Raw genomic sequence first — 25,622 nt, forward strand, 5'->3', positions numbered from 1 at the left:
AAAATGGCGCTATCAGATGGACGAATCTACCTCACCTACTTGGTGGTGCCTTCATGGGTTTTGTGATCGAAGAGTCAGATGAAATATTGACATCCCATTCTGGACTTGCTCTGGTTGGACTGCTCCTTGGCAAGACTCAACTATCCGCACGTCTCAATGCCCTCCCTGTCCCAGGGCGCGCGTATACGGAAATTTCGAATCAAGATGTTGCCTACGCCTACCTGGGCCTCTTGTGTCAGGGGAAGAGCGACTTTGACCACATTGAGCCGTTGCGTCAGGACGAGTTCTTCCCTGAAGCGCTGACCATTTCCAATGTACCGTCGAGTCCAACACTACGCCAACGCCTGGATCTCGTAGCACCCGAAGAAAAATGTGACTGGCAATCGGTTATCCTCGAAGAATCAGCTGACCTATTGAGCAAGGTGGGCGTGTACCTTGCACCCATTGTACTGGGGGATGGGCATCGTGAATATCTACCGCTTGACATTGATGTATCCCCATTTGACAACTCAGGAACCAAGAAGGAGGGCGTGTCTCGTACCTATAAAGGGTGCGACGGATACGCGCCGATTTTCGCTTACTTAGGACAGGAAGGATACGCCGTTCACGTAGAGTTCCGAACGGGAAGTACACATTGTCAAAAGGGGACCGCCGCGTTTCTGGCTCAGAGTATCCGCTATGCTCAACGAATTTCGGACAAGCGCCTACTCGTACGCTTAGATGCGGGAAATGACAGCGTAGAAAACTTAGTCGTATGCAGGGCCGACGAAACCTCGGCCGACTTTATCGTGAAGAAGAACCTACGTAAGGAGAACCCGAATGCGTGGTTGCTGACGGCTGAGCAACACGGTACCTACACAGAGCCCCGTGCAGGGAAGAAGGTGTACAGAGGGTCCATCCTGTCTCCAATGAAGGGACTAGAAAAACCGGTCCGGATGGTGTTTGAAGTGATTGAACGCACGATCCAGAGCGACGGTCAAGCATTACTCATCCCGAGCATTGAGGTAAACGTCTACGTCACGAGCTTGCCAGAGGCTCCAGAGGTGATCATCGACCTGTATCATGCACATGGAACGATGGAGCAATTTCATAGCGAGATCAAGACAGATTTAGATTTGGAACGGTTGCCCTCGGGGAAGTTTGCAACGAACGACCTTGTCTTGCATTTTGGTGTACTGGCATATAACCTGTTGCGCATCATCGGACAGGAGAGCCTGAGAGAGCAGGATGCACCGATTCGGAAGAAAGCAGAGAGGCGACGCATACGCACCGTGATCCAGAATCTCATCACGCTTGCGGCGAAAATGACGAGACACGCGAGGCAGACACGGCTACGATTCGGACGAGGTAACCGGTGGTTGCCCGTGTTTAGGCGACTATACGAAGGGAAAGAGCGTCCGATGTATCCACATGTGAATGCATCCCTGAAACGAAGGGGTTATTCACCTGCGGACAAATTCACAGACTCCTCTCTTCACATGCAAAAATGAACCACTCTGTTGACTGCTCGCCGACGCTTGGAGTCATGTTCAAAACTACCTTGACCAGTCTCTACAGACGTCACGGATTCAGGTCTTAATCACCTTCCCTATTTTTTGTGCTTCTGACTCTAAGAAAGCTCTAAACTGCTCCTTCGTCACGTCGGATTCCATAGCCACCCGGGCCAGTTCTAGCCATTCGCGGCTTTCTTCCTCACTCAGAATGCCCTCTTGTGCTGCCATACGTGCCTGTTCACCCCACCACGCATCCATCTGTTTATCATTCATTCGTCCCATCTCTCTGTTCGCAAAGTTATTCCCTAGGCTTGTCTGACGTTTATACTGGTGAGCTCGTATTAAGAATCTCATAAATATTATCTGACAATTTTCCGTCTCGTTCAATATTGAATGTGCTTCCATAGCCGTAACCTCTATATAGTCCGGACAACAGTGGACGTGTACATCCAGTACCTCCATAGGCCCAGTAATTCCCTGTAAATAGGCAGTTCCTCGACATTCTACCTGCTATGATAAAATTATCACCATTACCCCATAAACCCCTGACCCTTTTTTTGAAGTGGATACACATCCAAACTTTATTTATGAATTCTTGAACACTTTGTCCGTATCATTTGACTACACTCACTTGATACAAAATAAATACCGTACAACGGCAGAGTACTTTCAATGCGGATTTTCTTCACATGAATGGAATAATAGGGATCACCATATCAAAAAAGGAAAATTGTACGGTAAGCCCAAATCTGAAAATAGCGGAATTTTAAATGGGGAATTTGAAACAAAAGAAACTACATCATTTTACGGATAACAGCTAAGTTGAAAGTATGGTTGTTGGGATCTTTGACGCACGTTCACAATCATCGAGCACAGCTTTTCAATTACTTGAAGGAACGGGGAAAGGAATTGGATGGGTATACTTATCTTTACGCGCAGGTAAGACACTACATATATTCGGGAAATCACACGGTCCTGATTTGACCACAGTCAGGGCCGTTTTAACGTAGGGGTGATGCAAGTGCTAACGTATGAAGAGGTTATGATAACCAAGTGGTGAGCAATTATTCATCGATGGATCGAACCGGAGGAATGGAAATGACGGAGCAAGAGAAAGTCATTCAAGTGTATCAGGACGTGTTAAACGGCAATCGATGTCGATTTCCGAACTACTTTTTTGTCGGAGAACGAGGCAAAAAATACTTAGCTTATATCACACGTTTTTTGATTGAAGACTACTTAGGAATTCGACTCGAGGAAATTCCCAGTCGCGTGAGCGCAGAAATCCTATGGGATCATCGTTTACGTCCACCGGCAATGACCCATGGTTGGAATTTTACTCAAGTGATTCAAAACGCTTACCCTGGCAGATTTGATCCCTGGGCGTTCAAACAGGTTTCACATGGGTATTGGAAACGAGATGAAGGGCAACAGAGGGCTCTTGACGCGATTCGATTTGTAATTGAAGAGAAATGTCGCATCCCACACAACGAGATTCCGCACCGAATCACGAATCACTTTTTTAAGCAACATGGGTTGCGCGGTGTATTTAATCGATTGGGACAGTCACCTTACCGCATCATTGATATGATCTATCCCGGTCAATTTAAACCATGGGAATTTCACACGGTGCCGATGAACTTCTGGCGGGACCCAGACCATGTTAAACAAGCTATGGATTGGCTTCTTTTTGAAAGGATCGGATTTTCCTCTTACCATGAGGCTGTAAAAAAGCTAACACTAAGGTACTTCTTTCAGTATCGATGTACTGGCCTTCTTCGAAGAGCTTTTGATGGAAAGTTACAGAAAGTGAAGGAATGGATACTCGAACAACAAACGGGGATATAAACTGAGTACTCATATGCAGGTCCTTAGGGTTCGTTAACTCGGGCTAGGTTTCCGTTCTCTGACTTGGCACAGGTTCCGTCTTTAGGCCACGCAGTTTCGCGGTCATCCATAGTAGAAGAGGTATGCTAAGCAATACGACCCAACTCAATGGAACCAAGTATTTATCGAGGAACTGAAAGGCTTGTTGTTCATTTCGGAAAGAACAAGCGACTATCATGGTAAGAATGGCCACGGGCGAAATAAACCATTTGTATTTGTCACCTGACATATTGAAGATTCGCGCCGTCAGTGTTGATAGCGCCCATATCGCGTTACTAACAAACAACACCGTAAAAGCCGTGGCAAGAATGATGATAAAAATTCCCACTCGTTCAACCGGCGAGCCCGTCAAGCGAAGTAATTGAATGGCAAATGGAAGTGAGAAAGAGATGTCTCTAGTGGCTTCCCACCCCAAATTTAAGATCACCGCAAGAGATACGACTACAATTATAACTCCTCCAGCGATAGTGCTGATGATGGGATACCAAACCGATTGCCGCTTTTTATGTTGGTAATAGGGGTTCAGCATGAGGACGATATCAAACCCAAAGTACAGTGGATACAGATGATAAATACCGTTAATGGTGTTCGTCCAACTGGTCACGGTATGTGGAATCCACAAGCGATGTGCTTGAAATAGGAGAACCAGGAAAATGACAACTATGCCAAGCCAAGTAAATGGGTGTATGATGCTGGCAACACGTGCTAAGGACTCAATCCCGAGCCAAGCTCCCCTAGCCGCAACAAGACACAGTGTAACAACCAATATCCATAATGGTGTATTTGGGAAGAAACTGTTTAACACGGTAACGAAAAAGAAAATGCACAAAGCAGTGAAACAGAGATAAACTGGGAAGTACAACACATCCACTGCGGTACCGATCCATTTTCCCCAAACTACCCTGCTCATGTCTGCTCCCGTGGCTTTTGGAAATCGCTCATTATTCAGACCTATTATCCAGCCAGTTATTACCCCTACAATAACAACTCCAAGTACCGCCCACAAAGCATCCAAGCCTGCCTGCTCTACGGCAATACGAGGGAAGAACCAGAACATCAACGGCAAGTAGCTGGAGGATGAAAGTGTAATTACCTGAAACCAAGATAAGGTTTGTTTCACGCCGACTACCCCTTCTCATGGACATCACAGATCTGTCGAATGTTGCAATATTTGCGCCTTGTATCTAGTACTATTTTTAATTCACTTTATCGAGAGTAGCTCTTTTTGCACCTTGGAGGATTTCTGTTGTAAACTGCCCAGGATAAATGAGGTTCAGCGCTTTGGAGACTGAGCCATGAAATAGTTGCTTCAACATATTACCCAGCCCGTGTTTTTGAAAGGCCTTTACGGATACTCGATACGGGATTTCATCAATTTCCAAATTCAACTTTTCGAATAATAGCCATTCCAGTGCTTCTTTTGCATGAGTAAGTCCTTCCGGCCCATTCCAATACCCGTTCCCCACAGAAGAGAGTTGCCATTGTTTGAACCTTCCAGGATATGTCGCTTCGATTGCTCCATAAATGGAACCTGAAAAAACATCCTTCAGCATTGTTCCAAGTCCATTTTGTTTGAAGTGCAAAGATCGAACGCTCGATGGGATCGCTTCGACAGGGATCCTTAGTTTCTCCTCGATTAACCATTTGGTTGCTGCAATGGCATGTATTCGCCCATTCTCGCCCTGCCAATATCCGTTGGGAACCTGATGAATTTCCCATGGGTGGCAAGGACCGAATCCCGCATCTTGAATCGCCTCCCAGGGGGATCCGTGGTATATTTTGTTAACCATGCTGTCCAATTTGTAGTCGATAAATGTCTTGATAGTGATTTTATGTAAGTCCTTTAACGTATAATTTAATTTGTCCACAACCATCCATCTGACTGCTTTCCGTGCCATATCTCTTCCCGTTTCGCCTACAAATACATGTTTCCTTGCCTTAATCAATTCCCAGGGCTGGAACTCCCCCGGATAAGCATTTTCAATTACTTTAAATATAGAGTTCTGAAAATAGGTTTTTAACATACCGGCTAGTCGGTATTCTGCAAGAAGCTCGCGACAAATGCCACAGCAAATATCCTCATGGTTCCAATGCTCTTTCTCCTGTAGTACATATCGCGTGATAATCCTCGCGTTACGTTTGCCTTCATCACCGGCAAAAAAATATGGAGAAAACCCATGTATTCGATGATAAAGGATGTTCTCATACAGATGAATGATTGGATGTTCATAGTTCATAGTCGGTTTCTCCTAAGAAAGTACTTTATATGAGACATTATGTACGAGACTGGTCGGATGCATTCTTAATCCACATTTTACAAGACAGATATTTTATTCCTTATACCACCAAATTACAAATCACGGGATAATAAGTATCACCACGGCATCCGGACGCTCCGTGTCAATCACTTGGGGTAATGGTGAAAGAGGATGTGTGACGTGGTCGGTGGTGTACTAAAAGCAAATATTGCAATATTGACTGATGGGGAAATAGTGGGCGGATCGCCTTCCGTATGCATGGAATCGCTTTGTTCAACAAAAAGGATTCCATTTTCAGCCTTGCGCTGACATGAATTCGTACTGTCACCCGTTCAGAAAGTCCTCATTTTCTGAACACCTGACTTCACGAAGTTTTTAATCTATAATTTGGGTGATTTCACGTTCAGAAAGTCTGTTCTATTTTCTATGTTCATTAACCATGTGAAATATATCTTATGAAACGCATTGAATACCTTAATTTGTAAAGGGTGTGTTACACATTGTTAATTGGATATGCGCGTGTCTCAACTGGACTACAAAATTTGGATTTACAACTAGATGCTTTACAGCAATATGGTTGCGAAGAAATTTTTCATGACAAAATCAGTGGGGCACAAAGTAAACGACCAGGATTGGATCAGGTGCTTCAATATGCTCGGAATGGAGACATGGTTGTTGTTTGGCGTTTAGATAGATTGGGACGGAACATGCAAGATTTAATCCAATTGGTGAACACGCTGAATGAACGGGGAATTGGTTTTCATAGTCTTCAAGAGAATTTGACCATGGATCGAGGAAGCGCAACGGGGCAGTTGATGTTTCATTTATTTGCAGCATTCGCAGAATTCGAGCGCAACTTGATTCAGGAACGTTCCGCAGCTGGTCGTGCTGCCGCAAGAGCACGAGGTCGCCTAGGTGGACGTCCTGAAAAATTCCATACCAAAGACATTGAAATGATGAAGTCTCTAATTAGTAATGGTACTCCGATTAAGGATGTCGCCGAGAAGTGGGGCGTTTCACGGACCACAATTTATCGCTATCTAGAAAAGTCGCAGTGATGTTAATATATACACCGTTTTGTATGTTCATGCGCAAGTGAGGGGGCTTCCTTCTTGAACTATCCCCGTTAATTCAGCAAGACTTAGGCTAACCGCATAAGTCCGTACAAGAGAAATTGGATGAAGGATGCAGTTGAATCGTCATTGACAATGAGTTAAGCGAATGCTACGGTTTAGCCGTCAATTTAATATGTCCTCGTTAGGTGAGGCGTCTGTACGAACATACGCCATTACCCGGAAACGTCGAAAGACGCCAATGGGTCAACAGGTATTGCCGGATTAAGGCTCTACTTAACATGGCTGAGCAAAGATTGCTCTACGTTGTGCAGTGCTAAAACTCAACAAGGGGGAACGGCGTGATAATTAGGGTACCTCCTTGTGTATGTAGAGGTACCTTTTATTTTGGGAAAAATTGACTATTACATTCGATGCAGGGAATCATTTAGATGATTGTGCGTTGGAGCAGGGGGTGAATTAACTTGAAGTTTGGCACGACATTTTACTTAAGCCGGGTCATTAATAATGCAGTTTTTTCATCAGACAATGTCGCCGTTGGCAAGCTTCGCGATATCATTGTTGATTTGGAGTCCGTTAGACCACGGGCAATAGCCGTTAAAATTAAACAGAAACATAAAACGGTGATCGCAGACATTAGTGACTTCTCAATTACAAAAGTGCATTCGCAATACCGTATTGAGTGCCAAAAACTTCGGGAAATCGAAAATAAAGAGGGTTGGCTTTGCCTCGTTCAAGATATCCTGGACAAGCAAATTGTCGATATGTACGGGCGTAAAGTTGTGCGAGTGAATGATTTACGTCTCGTCGCTCTATCTACAGGTACCTATGTGGTTGCTTTCGATGTTGGATTCGAGGGGTTCCTTCGTCGACTTGGAGTAGCAAAACCGCTTAAAAAACTGCTAAGGCCCTTTAACGTCACAATAGCGAGTAATTTATTGCTTTGGGATGAAGTGGAGACAATCGATTCGTCGAATCGTGGTATTAAACTTTCTAACACCTACACAAAATTATCTACGTTGCATCCATCAGATGTTGCTGACATATTAGAGGACCTTGACCGAACGACTCGTTTAGGCATCTTTTCGTCCCTTGATGTGGAAACCGCGGCGGACGTTTTAGAGGAGCTTGAACCAGACGCACAAGCTTCTGTTGTCGAAAATATGACCACGAACCAGGCGGTTGATATGCTGGGACGACTTCCGGCAGACGAGGTAGCGGACATTCTAGATGAAATTAGCGGTGACAAAGCGGATGAGATCCTCAATGCGATGGACGTTGATAGTCGTGCTGAGATTCAAGACCTCATGGGGTACCCAGAGGATAGTGTCGGAAGCATGATGACCACTGAAATGGTCGCAATTCAAAAGAACTTGTCATGTGCTGATGCACTTTCTTATATACGCACTGAGAAACCTGAAGCCGAAATTGCCTATTATACGTTTGTTGTTGATGAACACAAGAGGTTGCAAGGATATATTACCTTACGTGATTTGGTTATCGCAGAGAACTCAGAGCAAATTGAAAAGGTAATGGAATCGGAACCAATTACCGTCTACGACGATGAAGACATTGATGAGTTATTGTCAAAAATGACAAAGTACAACCTGGTAGTTATGCCCGTGGTGAGTCGGGATGACGAGTTACTGGGGACTATTTTGCTGAGTGATGTTGTGGATCATCTTTTGAAATCACGTCGTAAACGCTAGGAGGGACTTGATGAGGACTGAAATGACATTTGGACGACGCATTCTGTTCTTCCTGGCACTTGTCGGACCAGGAATTATCACGGGAAGTGTCGATAATGACGCTGGTGGAATCACTACATACGCTGTCGCTGGTGCCACTTATGGATACAATCTGTTATGGACTCTCATCCCGTCGGGCGTCGTTTTGTTTATCGTGCAGGAAATGAACGCACGGATGGGGATAGTCACAGGAAAAGGGTTAGCTGACCTGATTCGGGAAAATGCGGGTGTTAAAATTACGTTTCTGATTTTCGTCGGTCTTTTAATCGCGGATATCGGGAATACCATGACCGAGTTTGCCGGTGTTGCTGGAAGTATGCAGGTATTTCATGTCAGTAAGTACATATCCATACCGCTTACGGCACTCGTTGTTTGGATACTGGTCGTCAAAGGCAATTATAGCTTTGCTGAGCGTATATTTCTCATCTTTAGTTTAGCATTATTGTCCTATATCGTTTCTGCACTTATGGGTAAGCCACAGTGGGGTGCGATTGGAACGTCGATTGTTCATCCGACTATCTCCACAAACTTCAACTACATCTCCACAGTCATAGGAATTGTCGGGACGACGATTGCACCATGGATGCAGTTTTATATGCAGTCCGCCGTAATCGAAAAGGGATTAAAAATTCGGGATTACAAATACACGCTTATTGACGTACTTGTCGGATGTCTTGCCACAGTTGTTGTCGCCTTCTTCATCATCGTTGCCACTGGGGCGACCCTATACCATAACGATCATGGAACAGTCATTAATGATGCGAAAGATGCGGCAATAGCATTGAAGCCCATGGCGGGTGCTTTCGCCAGCCAGGTCTTTGCCTTTGGTCTCTACATCGCTTCGATTTTTTCTGCCACGATTCTTCCGGTCGCTACAGCATTTTACGTCTGTGAGGCGTTTGGATTTGAAGCGGGGATCGAAAAGAAATGGAAGGAAGCTCCACAGTTTTATGTCTTGTACACGATTATCCTCGTGCTCGCAGCGGCCATTATCATGATTCCAGACGCTCCGCTGATTGGAATCACCTTATGGTCACAACGGATTAATGGTATCTTGCTGCCAGTCGTCCTGATCGCTATGATGTTGCTCGTAAACAATACACGCGTGATGGGCAAGTATGTAAACAAGCGGTGGAACAATATTATTGGATGGCTAACGATTGCAATTTTGGTTGTCCTATCAATCGTTTTACTCGTGATGTCGGTTGGCTAACAGTCATTACCGCCTGTTTCGAAGCATTATAACTGTCCATACGGTTGAAAGGGCGGCAAGTGCAATTGCCGCCCAAAGTGAAAAGGAAGCAATTGACGAATGATTTTTCAACAAACCTTCTCCTAAAATCCACAATGTAATCCAAAGAAAATGAACAACGGCAAACACACGTCTGTACCGCGTTGTGGTATCCCCCATTCAAAGAATAGACCCACCTAAACGTATCATAAGGCTAATATGAAAACCCGCCCCAGACTTCAAGTAAGATTGGAAACTATGTAACACTGTATCGGTACATAAGCCAAAGTTCAAACAACTAACCGCATAATGAAAGAGGTACATCTCGGCCTCCTGCCCTACCGTCTCCTAAAGCCACATGTGTTGTCCGTTGACACGCATGGGTGGGAACTCGGGTCTATCGGTCTGGATGAACCTCTTAATTCAATATTGCCTGTTTCGGATGACGTATACATGAATTGTACTCATTACATATGTGTTTCTTCTGACGTCTTATTGAATTAACGCCCCCGTTGATATGAACGATACCGTCAAGCCCCGTGTCGTGATGGGGTTAAAAGCCCGGACCGAAGGCATAGGTTCATCGACGGTTGGCACACTGATATCCGTGGGGTGGTTACCACATTTCGTACCTCCGTCATGGGGCTGCCTCGGACTAGTCACGTGCGTCAGGTTCTGGACCTTGCACAAACGGGGGACGAGGTTTCCCCGTACCGGATTCCTATGCCTTCAGTCCCGACCTTTAACCCTAACTACAATCCTTCTTTATTACAGTTCTATCCCACAAAAGTTATATCGCAGTCGATGTTTTCATCTGTCGCTCTGCCTCACATGCGATGGCCCATATAAATCCCAACAATTCTCTAGCTACTGAAGTGATGGCTACATTGTGATGCTTACCTCTAGATACCATCTTCATATACTTTCGATGAAGCCTGTCCTGTGCTCGCCAAGCAATGTCCTGAATCTTGGGACTCTGTCCCTCTTGCCGCTTACGAATCTTCCCTTTAATAGCGGGTTTGTATCGGTAACACCATGCTGCCTCACCGAGAACTCGTCTGAGATGGGCATTCCCAGACTTCGTGATTCTACCTTGCTTTCGAGACACACCACTTGAGTACTCAGATGGTACCAATCCAGCATACGCCATCAATTGCTTTGGATTCCGGAATCGACGAAACTCTCCAACCTCAGCGACCAATGATGTTGCGATGACCTCTGCAACACCCTTCAGTGTTTGCAAAGCTTGAATCACCGGAGCTCTCTCACTTTCCGTTGCCTCCAAGTGTATAGCTGCCTCAAGACGTTTTAGACGCCCCTCAATCTCGTCTAAGTGATGCAAATACTCCTGGTACACCACTTGTTCTCGGCGATCCGCTCATTTGAGGCCGTCCAACCACCGACGATGCATAGCTCCCCAAGCACGCAATTTGGTCTCAGGATAACGATTATGCCGGAGAAGAAACTTTGATATCCGATGTCTGGCCCGTGTACGGTCCTCCACCACATCTTCCCGTGCCCGCACCAAATCCCGTAATGACTCGTTCTCCTCATTTGGAACGAAGACTCCAACTAATTCACCAGCACGGAACAACTGTGCCAATCTCAACGCATCACGCTTGTCTGTCTTCACCCGATCGCCTTGGCGAACCGGAATGAGTGACGGTGCGACAACGGTACACGGCATGTCCATTGCGTGCAGTAGTCGATACAGTCCATAGCCTGTCGGCCCAGCTTCGTAGCAAAACTCCAGTTCTACACCATCTGCAGACAGTCTATGTACTAAACTCCTTACAGCTTCCACCGTATGAGGGAACATTCCGATATATCTCGGTTCACCACGACCCTCGTCTGCTACCGCAACTGCGATGCTTTCCTTAGACACATCCAAACCTACAAACTTTGTGATAGTCTTCATAGTATCGGCTCCCTTCGTATGTGGCTCTGCACTGTGCCCTCAAGTCTCAGTGTAAACCACGATGTGCGAAACGGAGCCGGTGTCGTTCATTATGACTAGTACAAAAAGGAAACCATCTATAAATAAGCAATAACACCAACAGCAGCTTGCTACTTTACATAATTACGTAGCTTACCTATATTCTCTACTTCCACAGTTACTATGTCACCTGACTTCATTGGACAACTGCCAGAAGGTGAACCAGTAGCCAAGACATCACCAGGCTCCAGAGTCATAATCTGTGAAATCCAGCTAATAAGGAAAGGGATTGAAAGTGACATTTTGTTAGTATTACCCATTTGTACGACACTATCATTTAATGTCGTAACTATTCGTAAATTAGTTGGATCTATACCCGTTACAATCCAGGGACCTAACGGACCAAAAGTGTCAAAACCTTTACCGCGTGTAAACTGTGGATCTGTTTTGGTAAGATCTCTTGCAGTTACATCATTAAATATGGTGCAGCCAAAGACATAGTCTAATGCCTCTTCTTCTTTTATATCTTTGCCACGTTTACCAATAACGAGTGCCACTTCCCCTTCCATTTCTACCTGATTAGTTAAATCACTTGAGGGAAGAAATATTTCTCCGTTATCTGGAATCAAAGAAGATGTTGGTTTTAAAAACAAAAAAGGTTCTTTGAGATTCGCGATGCCTCCAGTCTCGGTTGCGTGTCCAGCATACGTCCAGCCGAAGTTAACTATTTTTGAGGGTACTACTGGCTCCAAAATTTTCACATCACTATATTTAGCTCTTACACCGTCATATTTTAACTCATTGTTTACAAGTTCAGAAAAATCGCTTGACAGTTGTACAATTTCGTCATCCTCAATAATTCCATAGTGTATAGTACCGTCATTCCTTTGGTAACGAATTATCTTTTGTGTTTTCTGTAGCACCTTCATTACCTCACTTCATAAAAATGGGGCTTTATCCTCCATTTTGAAATAAATCCGACCAATTCAAGTCGAACAGCCTACTAATTCCTCAGACTTCACTTTACGATACTACAATAGACAAATCGTAATGTTAAATTTATTATAATTATATTTTTAATTCCTGATTAGAATAAGCAAACCTGAAAGGAAGGGCTATCAATGGAGTGGCAGCAACTTGAGTATTTTCAAACTCTAGCCCGTCTACAGCACGTAACTCGTGCAGCTGAGACTTTATCTATCACTCAGCCAGCTCTAAGCAAATCCATCGCACGACTGGAAGAAGATATTGGTGCTCCACTGTTTGAACGGAGGGGGCGTAGTATTAAAATAAACCGATATGGGCAGATTTTTTTGAGTCACGTGGATCGCATTTTGAAGGAGTTTGATAGAGCAAACAAGGAGATTCATGATTTGATACATCCCGAGCATGGAGAGGTAGCAATTGGGTTCACGCATACGCTGAGCGGTTTGATTCCTGACTTAATAAGTGCTTTTCGGGTTCAATTTCCTATGATCAGACTTCAGTTAAACCAAAATTACAGTTATCCATTGCTGGACAAGTTGTTCTCAGGTGATTTGGACATTTGTTTGATTCCTGAGCCAGCTGAACCACAAATTCCAATTCAGTGGATGCCACTTTGGACGGAAGAACTTTATATTACTCTGTCGGCAGACCATCCTTTGGCCGGGGCTGAAAGTATCCAATTGGACGAAATTATAAACGAATCGTTTATCTTTTTTAAGACGGGGTTTACGATACGCGAGACCACGGATCGGTTATTTCATCAGACAGGAGTCAGCCCCAATGTTGCGTTTGAAGGAGAGGAAGTTACGACAGTGGCAGGTTTGGTCGCTGCTGGACTAGGCGTATCCATACTCCCCGATACAGGCTTGGATAATCGCAAAATTGTTCAGATTAGACTCAGTGAACCAAGGTGTCAACGGGTGATTGGGATGGCTTCAATTGAAGGGCAGTATGAATCGCCAGTTACCTCACGCTTTAAGAAGTTTGTAAGTGAACAATATGCTCCTAGAATGGAAAAGGTCTAAGCTGGATTTAGTCCGTTTTTCTAATAACGATTTTTCCAATTTGGTACTTATACTGCTAAGAGAAAGCAAACCCGCTGGACTTTATGACCCAGTTAGTATTGTTCAGTATTTTCGCTATACGACTTTATTTTCCATGAACACTGTAACAACTAGAGCGAAGAAAAAAAGACCTCCACAAACCGTGGAGGTCAAGACGAATTGACGCAGGTTACATCTTGAAGCGACTAATAACATGTTGTAACTCTTCAGCCATCTGGCTGAGTGAATTTGCTGATGCAGCAATTTCCTCAATGGATGCTAACTGTTCTTGTGAAGCGGCAGAAACAGTTTCTACACCAGTTGTAGTCGTGGCAGTTACATGGGATACATCTTGAATCACATTGTGCAGATTCGTTGTGCCTTCAAGCATCCTTGAAACGGAAATAGACACTTCTTGAATTTGATTTGCAACGCTATCCACCGAGGACTTAATACCTTCGAAGGTGTGTCCCGCTGTATCTACTGTATCTAATCCAGAAGATACTTCCTGTTTAGCGATTTCCATCGACTCTACAGCATCTTTCGCTTCATATTGGATGCCGCCAATTATTTCAGAAATATGCTGGGTTGCACGTGCGGATTGCTCAGCCAGCTTACGTACCTCGGACGCAACAACAGCGAATCCACGACCACTTTCACCGGCGCGGGCTGCTTCAATAGCTGCATTTAAAGATAATAGGTTGGTTTGACTAGAAATTTGTTCAATTGTTTCTACGATTTTTCCGATTTCGCTGGAACGTTCCCCTAGGTTTAAAACGACACCAGATAAATTGTTCATAGCCGTTTCAATCGAATTCATTTTCTCAATAGCCAACTGAATTGTTTGGTTACCTTCGTCTGCTGCTTGTGAGGCTTGTGCAGCAGATTGGGAAACATCTTCAGCGTTCTTTGCTACCACGTTCATTCCATTTGTTAAGTCTCCAATTGTCTTTACTGTTTCCTCAACGCTTCGACCTTGATTCTCTGCGCCAACTGCCACTTCTTGAATGGTTGAAGTAACCTGTTCAATTGCCTTACTGTTTTCGTCAGTACTAGCGGATAGTTCTTCTGACGATGCCGCAAGTTGGTCCGACATCATACTAACCTTAGAAATAACTTCCTTAAGACTCGTTGTCATCAAATTAAAACCTCGAGCTAGGACTCCAATTTCATCTCGATTTTTAAAATGAAGAGGTTCAATACCTAAATCACCTTGTGCAACTTTCTCAACTTGCGTCGCCATTTGCTTAATTGGACGAGACAGTCTATTTGCAAAGAGAACGATAATAACTGCACCTAAAATAAGCGAAATGACGAGAGTAATGAGCATATTTGTTAAGACGTGGTTCGCACCACTGTTAAAATCACTTGTATAGGAACCGACCGCGATCACCCACCCCCAGGCAGGTGCCATATCTGAGTAGACAATTTTCTGAGATAGCTGTTTTGGGTTATTCGGTAAGGGCCATTGGTAGGTCGTAAAGCCACCACCAGATTGAGCTGCTTTTATCACCGCTTGAATCATGTAAAAACCATTCGCATCTTTGGAATTCCAAATATTTTTTCCTTCTGAGGTTGGACTCGCTAGCGAATCACCTTTGGTATTCAGAATGTAGAAGAAACCACGATGATTACCGATATTGTAGTCTGGATTGATAGGACGCATGCCGTTCGATTGAACAGGGCCAAGAACCATTCTCTTTACTTGTTCTTGGGCTGACGCAAGAGAAATTTGACCAGCTTGAACTTCGCTGTTCAAAATACTGATAGTGTTGTTTACTAGTTTTACGTCGTTTTGAAGTGCAATTTTGCTGGATGAATTTAATTGGTTGTGCGCAACGTTATACGATATGATTCCAACCACTAAACTAGGAACTACTAGCATTAGAAGAGCAATACTCATTAGTTTTGTTCTGATACTAAACAAGGTATTTGTTGATTTTCTTTCGTTTTCAATTTGCAAACTAGTTTCCTCCCTTACCATTATTTAAAAACCATTTCATGTTAATGAAATACTATTGTTACATCAACTAAATTTTTTAAGGGAATCTTTCACATGCAAACTAGCGACGAGCAATAAGTCGCTAGTTTGCCAACATATTTATCTCAGTTTTCACTCGTGATAATCGTACCTTTAGTCTCGCGTAGTGTGTATACGAGAATACCTGCTAAAAAGAAAGTTAAAGATGCGATACTAATGGTTAATGAGAAGCCAATAATTTTAATAAGATGTGGGGCTGCTAGAATTCCGAAGATTGCCCCGACACGACCAAAATTGAAGCAAAATCCACTGGCTGTAGAGCGAATATTAGTTGGGAATAGTTCTGAATACCACGCGCCAAATCCACTAAAGTAGCCCGTACCAAAACCAACCAATGCAGAGACAAGACCCATTGTAAATACATTCCCACCGTCTAATACCAATTTTCCATTGGTCAGTGGCATATGACTCGCAGTAAACGTAAAAACAGGCACCATAATTACCATGAAAAAGAAGAACAAGGAAAAGCTATGACGGCGTCCAATTTTTTCTGCCAGAACACCGTATACGAGATAGCCGACTATTCCACCAATACCTGTCCAGACAAGAAATATTGGTGCTTGTCCAATGTTGATATGCAAGATACTTTGTAAGTAGGTTGGAGCAAAAGTGATAATCATCCAATAACCAATCATCGTGAAAATCGATATTATTAATGCAAATAGTGTTTGACGAAGGTATTGGGGTTTGAAAATTTCAAGCGGGTTTTGACTCTTTGCATTTTTACGGATAGAGCTTTTATTTGCGATCCATATATGTGATTCTTTCACAAAGAAGATACAATACACGAATACAATCAGTGCTGGAATACTTGAAATATAAAAGAGATCTCTCCAAGCTTCAGGGCTATGATTCGCCCCTAGAATGTTCCAAGCGAAAATAGCCGCCAATAAATTTCCACCTGACCATCCAGTTTGTAAGATAGCTAATGCTTTAGCACGGCCTTCCGGTTTCCAAACCTCTGAAACTAAACTCGCTGCACCTGACCAGAGTCCACCGACAGCAATCCCGACAATAAATCGGTATAAGTTTAATTCACCTAATGAATGTGAGCTTCCACATAGCAAAGTACCCACACCGTATATAAACACAGAAATTAGAATTGTAGGCTTACGACCTATATAATCCGCTATGTTACCGAGTAGGTATCCTCCGATCCCTGTAGCTAGGAGAAACCATGCCATAGTACCTACAACGTTTGCCAATGTCGTATGGAATGAATGAGCAATTGCCAACATCACAAAACTAAAAACACCTGAATCCATGGCATCGAATAGCCAAGCACCCCATGCGCCACCCAAAATTGCATATGCTCTACCCGAGGTTTTGGCAGAAGAACTTTCAATGCTCATTGAAATCGCCATATATTATCAACTCCCCTTACCGGCAATTTCCCATGACGTTATTGGGCTGTCTGTTCAAGATACAACTTGATTCTAGTGAGGTGGATAATTGATAAATGTCACCATTTATCGGGTTAATTTTTTTATACATTTGCCCCCACTACCGACAAACGACTTAATACTTTTTGGTGGTTTTCTAATAGATGTTGTTTCATTATTGATTCCGCCAGATCCTCATCTCCATTAAAGATGGCCTCATAAATTAAATCGTGTTCATGAGCGAGTTCTGGTCGATTTCTTACAATATCCTGGCGACATATCATAATGATGGCTTGTAGGCGTTCAATCTGTTGAGCGATATAAGTGTTTCCACAAGCTCGAACAATTGTATTGTGAAACTCCGTGTGCGCTTTCATAGCTGTCCCAAAGTCACTGTCTTTAGCGCTAACTAAGAGTTCCTTTAACCTACTTTTCTCTTCTGTACTCATGATGGTAGCTGCTTTTTTGGCTGCATAACTCTCCAGAAGAATACGAACTTCGTAACATTCGTTAATTTCTTGAAGAGTCGGTTCGATAACACATTTATTACGAAGTAAGCCTTCATGCTCTAGTTTTAAGATTGATTCTCGAACCGGCGTTCGACTAACACCCATTTGTTCAGAAATCTTATCTTCAGATAAGCGTGTGCCTGCAGGTAACGTCCCTTCGATAATTTGGTTGAACAAATAATCGTAAACTTGCTGATTAACTGGTTTTGGCTTCGTGATTTTCAATATTGTCCCCCCTTATATGTTTGTTTAGCAGTTTAGCAGTTAATCATGTTCTGTATACCGTATACGGAATATCATATGTTGCATGCCGTATGTGATATATAGTATATTATGACATGTAAGTGCTTGCAATATTTAATTGATTGATAAGATTTGTGACGTTTAATCTTAATTTATTTTTGAACGCTGCTTATCTCTTTGAATAGGAAAGAGGAGTGAAATTTTCCTTAGATACATCCAAACCTACAAACTTTGTGATAGTCTTCATAGTAAGGCTCCTTTCGTATGTGGCTCTGCACTGGTTTCTCAAGATTCAGTGTAATCCAAGACCTACGAAATGGGGCCGGTGTCGTTCATTATGACTAGTTGAAGATGGAGAGCAGATAAAAAATCCCCCCTGCAAGACGCAAAGGGGACTGGTTTTCACTTTATAGTCAGTTTTAGCATGGTATTAGCACTGGCAATCAGGCAGCATTGTCCTCAACTTCTGCTTCTAATCGTGTCCTTGAGTGTCTGACAGTTGAGTAGAAACCGAACGCGAAGCAGACTTCAATCAAAAATAACAACCAATCGACCGATATCCCTTCCTGAAAAGCGTTAGCAGCGTTTACAAATAGGGTATCGCCACCCATAAGTGCATAATTTAAACTCATAAATGCAGCTACCACGCTTGCAATCAGTCCAAGAACTGCCCATCCACGCCGTATATGGTGTGTTCGAAACATTTGAACGGCAAGGGCTACAAAACTCACGCCAACAAAGACTTCTCCAAGCGGTACCAATATCCCAAATAAATGCACGTTGGGTACTCCGACGTTTTTCATCAAATTTGCGTAAGGATGGAATTGGATTCCCGAGATTGACTGGCTCATTTGTTGCTGTAGATTTTTGTAATAATCGGGAACCACTAATTTGTTTACGAAAGAGACCAACCATTCGTAGGCAACAATCAACATCAATACTGGTAACAGGACATTACGTGTACTTTGTTTCATAGTACCTCCCGAACTTTGATTTTGCTGATTCCGCTTCTTGCCTTCGTCAGAATCAGTTTAGGAATGACACAATGTTTAGTATGCTGGTGCTGTATTAAATTCATGTGAAGCTGGGCTGAAAATCTCCTGAAACTTGTGGACACCTCATTGATCTGTGATAAGTCTTTGCGTTTAGACATGTGGTTTGAAATATCACCCGATTTGGTTGGGCGTTATTCTGCATAACTGCCCTTTTGTTCAACAAGATCAACGCCTAAGTTCTGCATAACTATCCAATAAACCTCTCCTTATTCTTTCCAATTTGTTGCAACGAAAAAGGCATCCGTGTCTCGGACGGATGCCATTCTTGTTACCGACTTTATTTGCCGGTTACCAACTATATTCACCAGTTACCAACTTTATTCACGATCTACATAAGTTTTAGGTTGGCACATTATAGTACTACAGTGCGAACAAGAGAATTTGGTCATCGCTGACCGTTTTCTTTTTCGCTTTAACCACAAACCCCATCTGCTTACGCAGCGCACCGACAGTCATCGGCTCGTCCTGCGCAACATGTGGTTTTGATGTTTCCTGTGACTCTTCGAATTCTGGCAGACTGAACAAATCGAGCTGATTTTCCGCGTTGGATTGGGACACCAGAGGAATTGGTTCGACTTCTGGCAGTCCTGCAGCTCGCCGCGTTTCCGCAGCCAGTCTCTTCATTGCTTTGGCGATCTCGGCTTTGAACTCGTCCTCCTTCAGCATTACGACGCCCTGGGGAATATCCTTATCGGCTATCGTTCGCCACTTGGATTCGAGGTCGTTGACGTCTCCAAGACAGCTTGCGATTGAAAACGTAGAAGACGAGAATTCGTCTTTCTCACCGAACATCGCCAAATCTGACTTATCTGCGCGTCCCTCCAGTAACATAGCGGAAAGACGTCTTTTCATCATGCGACGGAATTGGACCATTTCATATGAGCCGTTTGTTACATAGAAACGAGCCGTGCACTTCTGAGACTGTTTGATCCTCCATGCTCGTCTGGATGCTTGTCGTAAAGTGTTGATCTGATCCGTCAGTTGAAAGAAATTGAGCGATGGGAAATCGAGCATATCAATACCCACCTGGACCAAAGTGACATTCGAGACGATGACCTGTACGTCGTCCTCTACCGCTTTGGCTATCCATGCGACTCGGTCCTGCGGTTTGACGCTTGCTTTCAATAAACGTGACCTAATCCCTTCTCGAATCAATAATTCGTGTATGCGTTCGTCCTGCTGATATTCCTTGCCGGAATATCTTACAAAGACGACGCATCGACGGCCCTGTGCAAGGTCATCTCCTTTTCTAAGATATCCACAATGGATGTTGTTATGTAATTAGCTCAAATGGTAAAATTTATATAACATACATGGTGGAAGCCCGGGTGAAGTATGACGTGAGTATACGTTATTAAACGAAAGTAGCACCCCACGCGCTATGTCGGGGTGCTGAGCTAAACGTGTGAAGCCAACCGGGTTGGAATCCTAACCTTCTTCTGAGCAAACTTATTTTGCTATCGCTTGTGTCTTCCTACATTCGAATACCGTTAATTGCTTAAATTGCACATCTCGCACGCCTTTTACCAAAAGAGATTATCTTTTGCTGGTTTTACGTAGAAGCGGTATCGAGATTAGGACAGCAAATACAGCAGCCACGATTCCCAAAGCAAGTGGACTTGGCAACCCACCGTGGATATGCCACTTACGCCACGGAGTGGATACTGGAATCATCACAATAGCAGCAATAAATCCCACAACAAGCGCACTGCTGTTGATGCCTATTCGGCTTGCACGCCCAGGTACACGAAATTCCGATTTTTTGCTCCAATCGTTTGCAATTTGACGTGGTACCTTTCGGATATGAGCATAAATATGAACGGCGATGAGCGGCAACCATAGAGTGACACTTACGGCATGAATCTTGAAAAAGAGTCCAGTATGGGTGGGTCCAACTACCGCGAGCCCGAACCCACTTATAAAGACCAAAACTGTAATGATGACCAGAAAAGGAGCTAACAACCGGAGCCAAATGTTAGGCGGTCCTTTCTGAACGAAAACAGCTGATCTCGTATAGAAACGAAAAAATCGGTAGCCGGTGCTACACATTTTGACGATAAGCGGTCCAGATAAAAGCACACCGACAAAAATATGTACGGAAATAAGCGCGTGTAAGTTTGCGGTGATGAAAAGCTCTATAACGATGAGTACGAAAAGTATAGCACCGGCAAATGCAGTCATTCGTTCGTTACGTACGACTCGAGTGTACCCTCTGTTGCTACTTCGCCCTGTATTCATTAATTTATACTCCATTTCCATCATTCTCTTAATTGTTAATTTGATCTACCATTGACCACGCAGCATTTGGCCATGGTACATACTTAACAACTGCTCGTGAGTACGGCTACCCTGGAGGCAAAACGATATAATCGAAAATGTCTTGGGATATCATCCGTCGACATCAATGAGTATATACATGCCTTGTGAGGCACGGATGGAGTCAGTATGGAGATCATATGGAGTTCTCCTTTACAGAACTACCACGTCGCCAAATGTTATCGTTCTGAGGTATGGGCAGGGAGACCATTCGGTTTCAAGTGAGGATTTGCCTAGCGAGTACCGAGCTTTACCCATCGACATAAAAAAGACAGCCCATTATAGAGGGCTGTCTCCGCCAAAGGGTATTCAATATGTTGCATTCAGGCAAAAGGTGTGAAGCGGCTACCTATCCTTGCTGTCACGCCGGACCATGTATTCGTTATTTACGTACCTTTAAAGTTCAGTTATTTAAAAAACTCCCTATTTTTACGTATATATGACCGCTCTTCGTCAGGGATGAAACTCTCTTCAAAAATTGCTGAAACAGGACAAGCTGTTTCACATGCACCGCAATCGATACAAGTGTTTGGATCAATATAAAATTGATCGTCTCCTTCCGCTATTGCGTCTACCGGACACACGTCAAAGCAATCAGCTGACTTTTCTCCGATACATGGTGAGGTAATAACGTATGCCATATCAATCATCCTCCGTTTTAGGCTGGACTGGTATTGGATGTCTTAGATTAAAACCCTGTCTTGCTGAAATCTACTATGAGAATCTAAGAACCGACGGGTTCCTTGCGATTGCTACTATGACCTGGCGACAGTCTTTCGTTCGGTCGAATAAAGGTAATAGCGTTATTGACTGCGGTCGGGGCTTCACCAAAACCAGTTGCAATCAATTTCACTTTGCCAGGGTATGTGACAATGTCGCCTGCGGCATAGACACCAGGTATGTTGGTTTCCATTTTCGAATTAACCACAATTTCATTCTTAAACGTCTCAAGTCCCCAATCCTTAATGGGACCTAAGGATGCCGAAAAACCAAGGCCACTCACAATTACGTCAATATCGAGTCTCATGAAATCACCGTTTTGATTGTTCACGATGATCGCTTCGTCTACTCCGTTTGTTCCATTAATGCTTGAGAGTTCGAAAGGAGTCAGTATGCGAACGGAAGAGTTCTGAAGTTGTCTGATACTTTCTTCATGTGCTCTAAATTCATTCCGGCGATGGACCAGTGTCACAGATTGTGCAGTAAGAGACAGCATGAGCGCGTAATCTACCGCAGAATCACCGCCTCCGACAATGAGTACTTTTTTGTTTTCAAACTTTTTAAGGTCATCTATAAAGTAGTAAATCCCGTTGTTTCTGTAGTCGTTAGCATTATCAATAGGCAAAGGCCTCGGTTTAAAGCCACCAATACCTGCGCAGATGATAACGGCTCTGCCAAAGTGAATGGATTTGTCCGTTCTTAACTCAAAAAGTCCGTTTTCTCGACGATCTAGGGCTTGAACAGATTCATTAAGATAAACCTCTGGATTGCTCTCCGAACTCTGCTGGATTAATTGTTTCACTAACTCGATAGCACGTATTTTGGGAAACCCAGCTACATCATAAATGTATTTTTCCGGATATAATGTAGCCAATTGTCCTCCTAATGTCGGTAGGCTGTCGATAATGCTGCAGGATGCGTTTCGCATACCGCAATAAAATGAAGCAAACAGTCCAGTTGGTCCTCCTCCAATGATGAGAATGTCCTTGATTGACTCCATGCGCATCTCCTTCTGTCTTTTTCCCTTGCAAACTCATTGTGAAGGACAAGCCTGAAACCAGCTTTAATGGAGCCTTAGAATCTCCTTAAAAATTTTGGCTGGATGAACTGAGGGTGTGGCGGATTCGTGTGGAAATGTCCAACAAAAAAGAGACACTAATGACAGCGTCTCTTTCAATTTAGTATTGGACTCAACGCACATGCTCCTGTGTGCGTTGGTTGGCGTGTTTTGGTACATGGTTTTTTGAGGTGGTTATTGTGCTTTTTCTTATCCTTTTTAAGCACAAAATTGTAAATATGACTGTAGGAACTACGTAGATCAATACTGCCCAAAGTTTATTGGAATCAGTCCCTGAAAATAGACCGTGAAAGGTAACGGCGAAGAACATCGGGAAAGAGAGAATATGAATTGCGCGCCATATTTTTACACCTATCTTTTCTCGAAAGTACGAAGTCACAATCAGTGTTAGCCATGCGTACAACGTAAGAATGCCCAACGCTGTCGGAATGGCTCGATACCTTGTCGTCAATGGAATCAGCAACTGGATGATACCAAACGAAACGGACTTGTCCATGTACAGACCCCAAAGATGAAAGAAAAGGAAGGGGAACACAAGGAGGGATGCGTATTGATGCATCTGTGTCATGAGCTTTCTCATATTCCACCTTTCCCAAAACGACAACGAACTGGACGCACCAAGCAGTACTGCAATAGACAATAGCCCGTAGGATGTAAATCCTGCTGAACGTTCTAAGTACCAATAGGTTTCGTTCGCTGCTTTTGGGGCTGGATCGATTAAATGTGTGGTTAGAAGCGAAAATCCGACGACGATTGCTGTTGCAATGCAAGCTACCACGAAAGGGAAGCGTTGACGTTCGTTCATAAGCTGCAAGAATGCTCGACCTCCCCCGTATGTTTCACGATGACCCATTTGCAATCAGTTTGCTTTTCTAAAAACTCAATTCCTACTGTGCTTCCAAGGATTATTGCAACCTTTGCCAACACTTCCGCCTCAACTAGGCTTGGGTGAACGACTGTGCAAGAGACGATGTCAGTCTGTACTGGTTCACCCAAAAACGGATCGATAATATGATGAACATCTCTCCCATTGTAAGACCACTTTCTGTTATATGTTCCACTGGTGGCCACGCTCACATTGAACACATCCAGATTGAATATTGATTGGTGGCTATGAAATGGATCCGTGATTCCGACGACCCATGGTGCACCATTGTTTGTCCCCTTACAGACTATATCTCCGCCCGCATTACATACGAAATTAAAGACATCGTTTCTAAGAAGGACATCTGCAGTTTGTTCCACAATCCACCCTTTGGCAATACCACCCAAGTCTAGCTTAAAACCATTATCTAAGCGTACGTGAGATGTAGTTTTGTCTAATTGCAGAGGAGAACGTATAGGTGGTAAATATGGATATTCAACTCGAAACAGTTCCTTGGTTTCATTATCAATGTCTTTAAATGTCACCGAATAACCCAGGTTATTCATCACATGTCCTAGGAAAGGGTTAAACAACCCATTCGTACGCTCGAAGTAATCATTGGCTAGATCAAGAACAGCTAAAGTATCAGCAGATACTTCAACCCACTGTCCTGATCTTACGTTAATGAGAGAAAGTTCACTGTCTTCTCTAAACCTAGACAACCGTGATTCCAACAAAGTCATTCTTTGCCGAGCACAACTGATTATAGAATATGTCCTGTCCGCCTGTAGGGTGTTATTTTCTACAATGATTTCCACATCGGTTCCCATCGCCCGAAATCGAACTGACTTCATGGGCTGGACGCCGAGGAACTCGTGATTGGCGTGCTCTGCTGGCTTTGCGCCACACTGCTCGTACCAGTCGACTGTGTTGGCGGTATAGAAGGCTGAGAAGGCACTGTTTGAGCAGATGATCGACTTTGAGATGATGTTCCACTTTGAGCGCTCGTGCTGCCGTTTGTAGAGCCAGTCTGACCGGACTGAGTATTGGCTTCTGTTTTGGTTAGCGTAGCAAGAGTCCTAATTTTATGGGTTCTGACGGCTTGTTTGAGAGCATTCATTGTGGCACTGTCGACTTCTCCCGTCACCGCCAAGTTGTAATGTTTTTGAAAGGACTCTACCGCAGCTTTCGTAACGCTACCGTAGTTCTCGGTGATGTCGTGGTTAAAGTAACCGAGTTCGTATAATTGCTCTTGAATCACACTTACGTTAGGACCCTCGGAGCCAATTTTAAATAACACAGACGGAGTGACAATTTTCCTTGAATCCAATTTTGAAGATCTTATGTCCTTAACGCTTACTGGAGCGGTCTTCTGACTTGATGTCGATGGATGGTTAACGGTATTACTAATACTGTGCCAGATTGAAAAGAAACTGCCAAATGCGACGACTGGCATAGTCCACGACAGTGTAGTGAGCCGTATCCGGAATTTTCTCTCTCGACGTTCACGTTCCAGTTTCCTTTGGTCAGTAGGGGTCAAAGTTTTAACTCCTTTCTTCATAACAAATCAGAAATTCGGCTCCTGCATGGATATTAAACCGTAAAATCCTTAACGCTGAATGAAGAGGAGCTTAAGGTTTCCTTAGAATCTGGAGAATTGCTTAGACACAAGTTGCTAACTGTAGCTCTGACGTGTATTTTCATTTGAGTGTATAGATTTTATTTGAGGGTTCTAATGAGTTCGCCATCGCCATTGA

22 protein-coding genes, 1 pseudogene and 1 riboswitch are annotated in these 25,622 nt (G+C 43.7%); of the genes and pseudogenes, 6 read left to right on the forward strand and 17 right to left on the reverse strand.

Annotated features, from left to right (window positions below):
* Window positions 1-53: 53 nt before the first annotated feature.
* A pseudogene (locus tag NZD89_RS28190) lies at window positions 54-1,382 on the forward strand (IS1380 family transposase); the annotation flags it as partial.
* 186 nt (window positions 1,383-1,568) lie between these two features.
* Here NZD89_RS28190 and NZD89_RS28195 read toward each other — a convergent pair.
* Window positions 1,569-1,766 carry a hypothetical protein gene (locus NZD89_RS28195; protein WP_268008797.1) on the reverse strand — a complete coding sequence of 66 codons (198 nt, stop codon included), beginning with the start codon at window positions 1,764-1,766 and terminating at the stop codon, window positions 1,569-1,571.
* Window positions 1,767-2,591: 825 nt separating this feature from the next.
* Here NZD89_RS28195 and NZD89_RS28200 point away from each other — a divergent pair.
* A complete protein-coding gene (locus NZD89_RS28200; protein WP_268008798.1) occupies window positions 2,592-3,341 on the forward strand; it encodes a DUF4046 domain-containing protein in 750 nt (249 codons plus the stop codon).
* Between the two features lie 43 nt (window positions 3,342-3,384).
* Here the strand turns inward: NZD89_RS28200 and NZD89_RS28205 are convergent, their stop codons facing one another.
* A complete protein-coding gene (locus NZD89_RS28205) occupies window positions 3,385-4,500 on the reverse strand; it encodes a GerAB/ArcD/ProY family transporter (protein WP_268008799.1) in 1,116 nt (371 codons plus the stop codon).
* Between the two features lie 76 nt (window positions 4,501-4,576).
* Window positions 4,577-5,617, reverse strand: coding sequence for a DUF4046 domain-containing protein (locus tag NZD89_RS28210; protein ID WP_268008800.1), 1,041 nt, complete (start codon window positions 5,615-5,617; stop codon window positions 4,577-4,579).
* A 521-nt stretch (window positions 5,618-6,138) separates the two neighbouring features.
* Here NZD89_RS28210 and NZD89_RS28215 point away from each other — a divergent pair.
* From NZD89_RS28215 to NZD89_RS28225, 3 genes are all read left to right on the forward strand, one after another.
* On the forward strand, window positions 6,139-6,696 hold the full coding sequence (locus tag NZD89_RS28215) for a recombinase family protein (protein ID WP_268008801.1): 558 nt from the start codon (window positions 6,139-6,141) through the stop codon (window positions 6,694-6,696).
* Window positions 6,697-6,884: 188 nt separating this feature from the next.
* A riboswitch (M-box (ykoK) riboswitch) is annotated at window positions 6,885-7,053 on the forward strand.
* 122 nt (window positions 7,054-7,175) lie between these two features.
* Entirely contained in the window at window positions 7,176-8,420 is a 1,245-nt protein-coding gene (locus NZD89_RS28220) for a magnesium transporter (protein ID WP_268008802.1), read from the forward strand.
* A 10-nt stretch (window positions 8,421-8,430) separates the two neighbouring features.
* The gene (locus tag NZD89_RS28225; protein WP_268008803.1) at window positions 8,431-9,672 is read left to right on the forward strand and encodes an Nramp family divalent metal transporter; all 1,242 of its coding nucleotides are present in this window, start codon (window positions 8,431-8,433) and stop codon (window positions 9,670-9,672) included.
* Between the two features lie 808 nt (window positions 9,673-10,480).
* Here the strand turns inward: NZD89_RS28225 and NZD89_RS28230 are convergent.
* From NZD89_RS28230 to NZD89_RS28240, 3 genes are all read right to left on the reverse strand, one after another.
* Window positions 10,481-11,047, reverse strand: a complete 567-nt coding sequence (locus NZD89_RS28230) for a transposase (protein WP_268008804.1) — start codon at window positions 11,045-11,047, stop codon at window positions 10,481-10,483.
* Window positions 11,048-11,068: 21 nt separating this feature from the next.
* Window positions 11,069-11,608, reverse strand: coding sequence for an IS110 family transposase (locus tag NZD89_RS28235; RefSeq protein ID WP_268008805.1), 540 nt, complete (start codon window positions 11,606-11,608; stop codon window positions 11,069-11,071).
* 149 nt (window positions 11,609-11,757) lie between these two features.
* Window positions 11,758-12,555, reverse strand: coding sequence for a fumarylacetoacetate hydrolase family protein (locus NZD89_RS28240; protein WP_268008806.1), 798 nt, complete (start codon window positions 12,553-12,555; stop codon window positions 11,758-11,760).
* 192 nt (window positions 12,556-12,747) lie between these two features.
* On the opposite strand from NZD89_RS28240, the gene NZD89_RS28245 reads away from it, so the two are divergent.
* Window positions 12,748-13,638, forward strand: coding sequence for a LysR family transcriptional regulator (locus tag NZD89_RS28245; RefSeq protein WP_268008807.1), 891 nt, complete (start codon window positions 12,748-12,750; stop codon window positions 13,636-13,638).
* Window positions 13,639-13,846: 208 nt separating this feature from the next.
* Here NZD89_RS28245 and NZD89_RS28250 read toward each other — a convergent pair whose 3' ends face one another.
* From NZD89_RS28250 to NZD89_RS28300, 11 genes are all read right to left on the reverse strand, one after another.
* Window positions 13,847-15,619, reverse strand: coding sequence for a methyl-accepting chemotaxis protein (locus NZD89_RS28250; RefSeq protein WP_268008808.1), 1,773 nt, complete (start codon window positions 15,617-15,619; stop codon window positions 13,847-13,849).
* Window positions 15,620-15,762: 143 nt separating this feature from the next.
* Complete coding sequence (locus tag NZD89_RS28255; protein ID WP_268008809.1) at window positions 15,763-17,061, reverse strand: MFS transporter; 1,299 nt, start codon at window positions 17,059-17,061, stop codon at window positions 15,763-15,765.
* Between the two features lie 122 nt (window positions 17,062-17,183).
* Window positions 17,184-17,813, reverse strand: a complete 630-nt coding sequence (locus NZD89_RS28260; RefSeq protein WP_268008810.1) for a GntR family transcriptional regulator — start codon at window positions 17,811-17,813, stop codon at window positions 17,184-17,186.
* Window positions 17,814-18,274: 461 nt separating this feature from the next.
* Window positions 18,275-18,805 carry a hypothetical protein gene (locus NZD89_RS28265; protein ID WP_268008811.1) on the reverse strand — a complete coding sequence of 177 codons (531 nt, stop codon included), beginning with the start codon at window positions 18,803-18,805 and terminating at the stop codon, window positions 18,275-18,277.
* Between the two features lie 441 nt (window positions 18,806-19,246).
* Window positions 19,247-20,155, reverse strand: a complete 909-nt coding sequence (locus NZD89_RS28270) for a helicase-related protein (RefSeq protein WP_326492965.1) — start codon at window positions 20,153-20,155, stop codon at window positions 19,247-19,249.
* A 267-nt stretch (window positions 20,156-20,422) separates the two neighbouring features.
* Entirely contained in the window at window positions 20,423-21,139 is a 717-nt protein-coding gene (locus NZD89_RS28275; RefSeq protein WP_268008813.1) for a hypothetical protein, read from the reverse strand.
* Between the two features lie 470 nt (window positions 21,140-21,609).
* Complete coding sequence (gene fdxA / locus NZD89_RS28280) at window positions 21,610-21,843, reverse strand: 4Fe-4S ferredoxin (protein WP_268008814.1); 234 nt, start codon at window positions 21,841-21,843, stop codon at window positions 21,610-21,612.
* A gap of 83 nt (window positions 21,844-21,926) precedes the next feature.
* Window positions 21,927-22,922 (reverse strand): NAD(P)/FAD-dependent oxidoreductase, encoded by a 996-nt coding sequence (locus NZD89_RS28285; protein WP_284286416.1) that lies wholly within the window; start codon window positions 22,920-22,922, stop codon window positions 21,927-21,929.
* Between the two features lie 190 nt (window positions 22,923-23,112).
* Window positions 23,113-23,853, reverse strand: coding sequence for a ferric reductase-like transmembrane domain-containing protein (locus NZD89_RS28290; protein ID WP_326492963.1), 741 nt, complete (start codon window positions 23,851-23,853; stop codon window positions 23,113-23,115).
* Window positions 23,802-24,719, reverse strand: coding sequence for an FAD:protein FMN transferase (locus tag NZD89_RS28295; RefSeq protein ID WP_268008817.1), 918 nt, complete (start codon window positions 24,717-24,719; stop codon window positions 23,802-23,804). Before NZD89_RS28295 ends, NZD89_RS28290 begins: the two co-directional genes overlap by 52 nt.
* Window positions 24,716-25,426 (reverse strand): peptidoglycan-binding domain-containing protein, encoded by a 711-nt coding sequence (locus NZD89_RS28300; protein ID WP_326492964.1) that lies wholly within the window; start codon window positions 25,424-25,426, stop codon window positions 24,716-24,718. The genes NZD89_RS28295 and NZD89_RS28300 overlap by 4 nt, the downstream gene beginning before the upstream one ends.
* Window positions 25,427-25,622: the final 196 nt, after the last annotated feature.

Origin of the sequence: Alicyclobacillus fastidiosus (genome assembly GCF_026651875.1) — a bacterium.
In the GTDB taxonomy this organism is placed as follows: Bacteria; Bacillota; Bacilli; order Alicyclobacillales; family Alicyclobacillaceae; genus Alicyclobacillus; species Alicyclobacillus fastidiosus.

Coding starts and splice junctions, on each gene's coding strand:
- NZD89_RS28285 (WP_284286416.1), bottom strand. CDS start 22,922: ATGGAGTCAATCAAGGACATTCTCATCATTGGAGGAGGACCAACTGGA.
- NZD89_RS28235 (WP_268008805.1), bottom strand. CDS start 11,608: ATGAAGACTATCACAAAGTTTGTAGGTTTGGATGTGTCTAAGGAAAGC.
- fdxA (WP_268008814.1), bottom strand. CDS start 21,843: ATGGCATACGTTATTACCTCACCATGTATCGGAGAAAAGTCAGCTGAT.
- NZD89_RS28245 (WP_268008807.1), top strand. CDS start 12,748: ATGGAGTGGCAGCAACTTGAGTATTTTCAAACTCTAGCCCGTCTACAG.
- NZD89_RS28255 (WP_268008809.1), bottom strand. CDS start 17,061: ATGGCGATTTCAATGAGCATTGAAAGTTCTTCTGCCAAAACCTCGGGT.
- NZD89_RS28265 (WP_268008811.1), bottom strand. CDS start 18,805: ATGAAACAAAGTACACGTAATGTCCTGTTACCAGTATTGATGTTGATT.
- NZD89_RS28225 (WP_268008803.1), top strand. CDS start 8,431: ATGAGGACTGAAATGACATTTGGACGACGCATTCTGTTCTTCCTGGCA.
- NZD89_RS28290 (WP_326492963.1), bottom strand. CDS start 23,853: ATGGGTCATCGTGAAACATACGGGGGAGGTCGAGCATTCTTGCAGCTT.
- NZD89_RS28240 (WP_268008806.1), bottom strand. CDS start 12,555: ATGAAGGTGCTACAGAAAACACAAAAGATAATTCGTTACCAAAGGAAT.
- NZD89_RS28275 (WP_268008813.1), bottom strand. CDS start 21,139: ATGGAGTATAAATTAATGAATACAGGGCGAAGTAGCAACAGAGGGTAC.
- NZD89_RS28210 (WP_268008800.1), bottom strand. CDS start 5,617: ATGAACTATGAACATCCAATCATTCATCTGTATGAGAACATCCTTTAT.
- NZD89_RS28200 (WP_268008798.1), top strand. CDS start 2,592: ATGACGGAGCAAGAGAAAGTCATTCAAGTGTATCAGGACGTGTTAAAC.
- NZD89_RS28295 (WP_268008817.1), bottom strand. CDS start 24,719: ATGAAGTCAGTTCGATTTCGGGCGATGGGAACCGATGTGGAAATCATT.
- NZD89_RS28300 (WP_326492964.1), bottom strand. CDS start 25,426: ATGAAGAAAGGAGTTAAAACTTTGACCCCTACTGACCAAAGGAAACTG.
- NZD89_RS28195 (WP_268008797.1), bottom strand. CDS start 1,766: ATGAATGATAAACAGATGGATGCGTGGTGGGGTGAACAGGCACGTATG.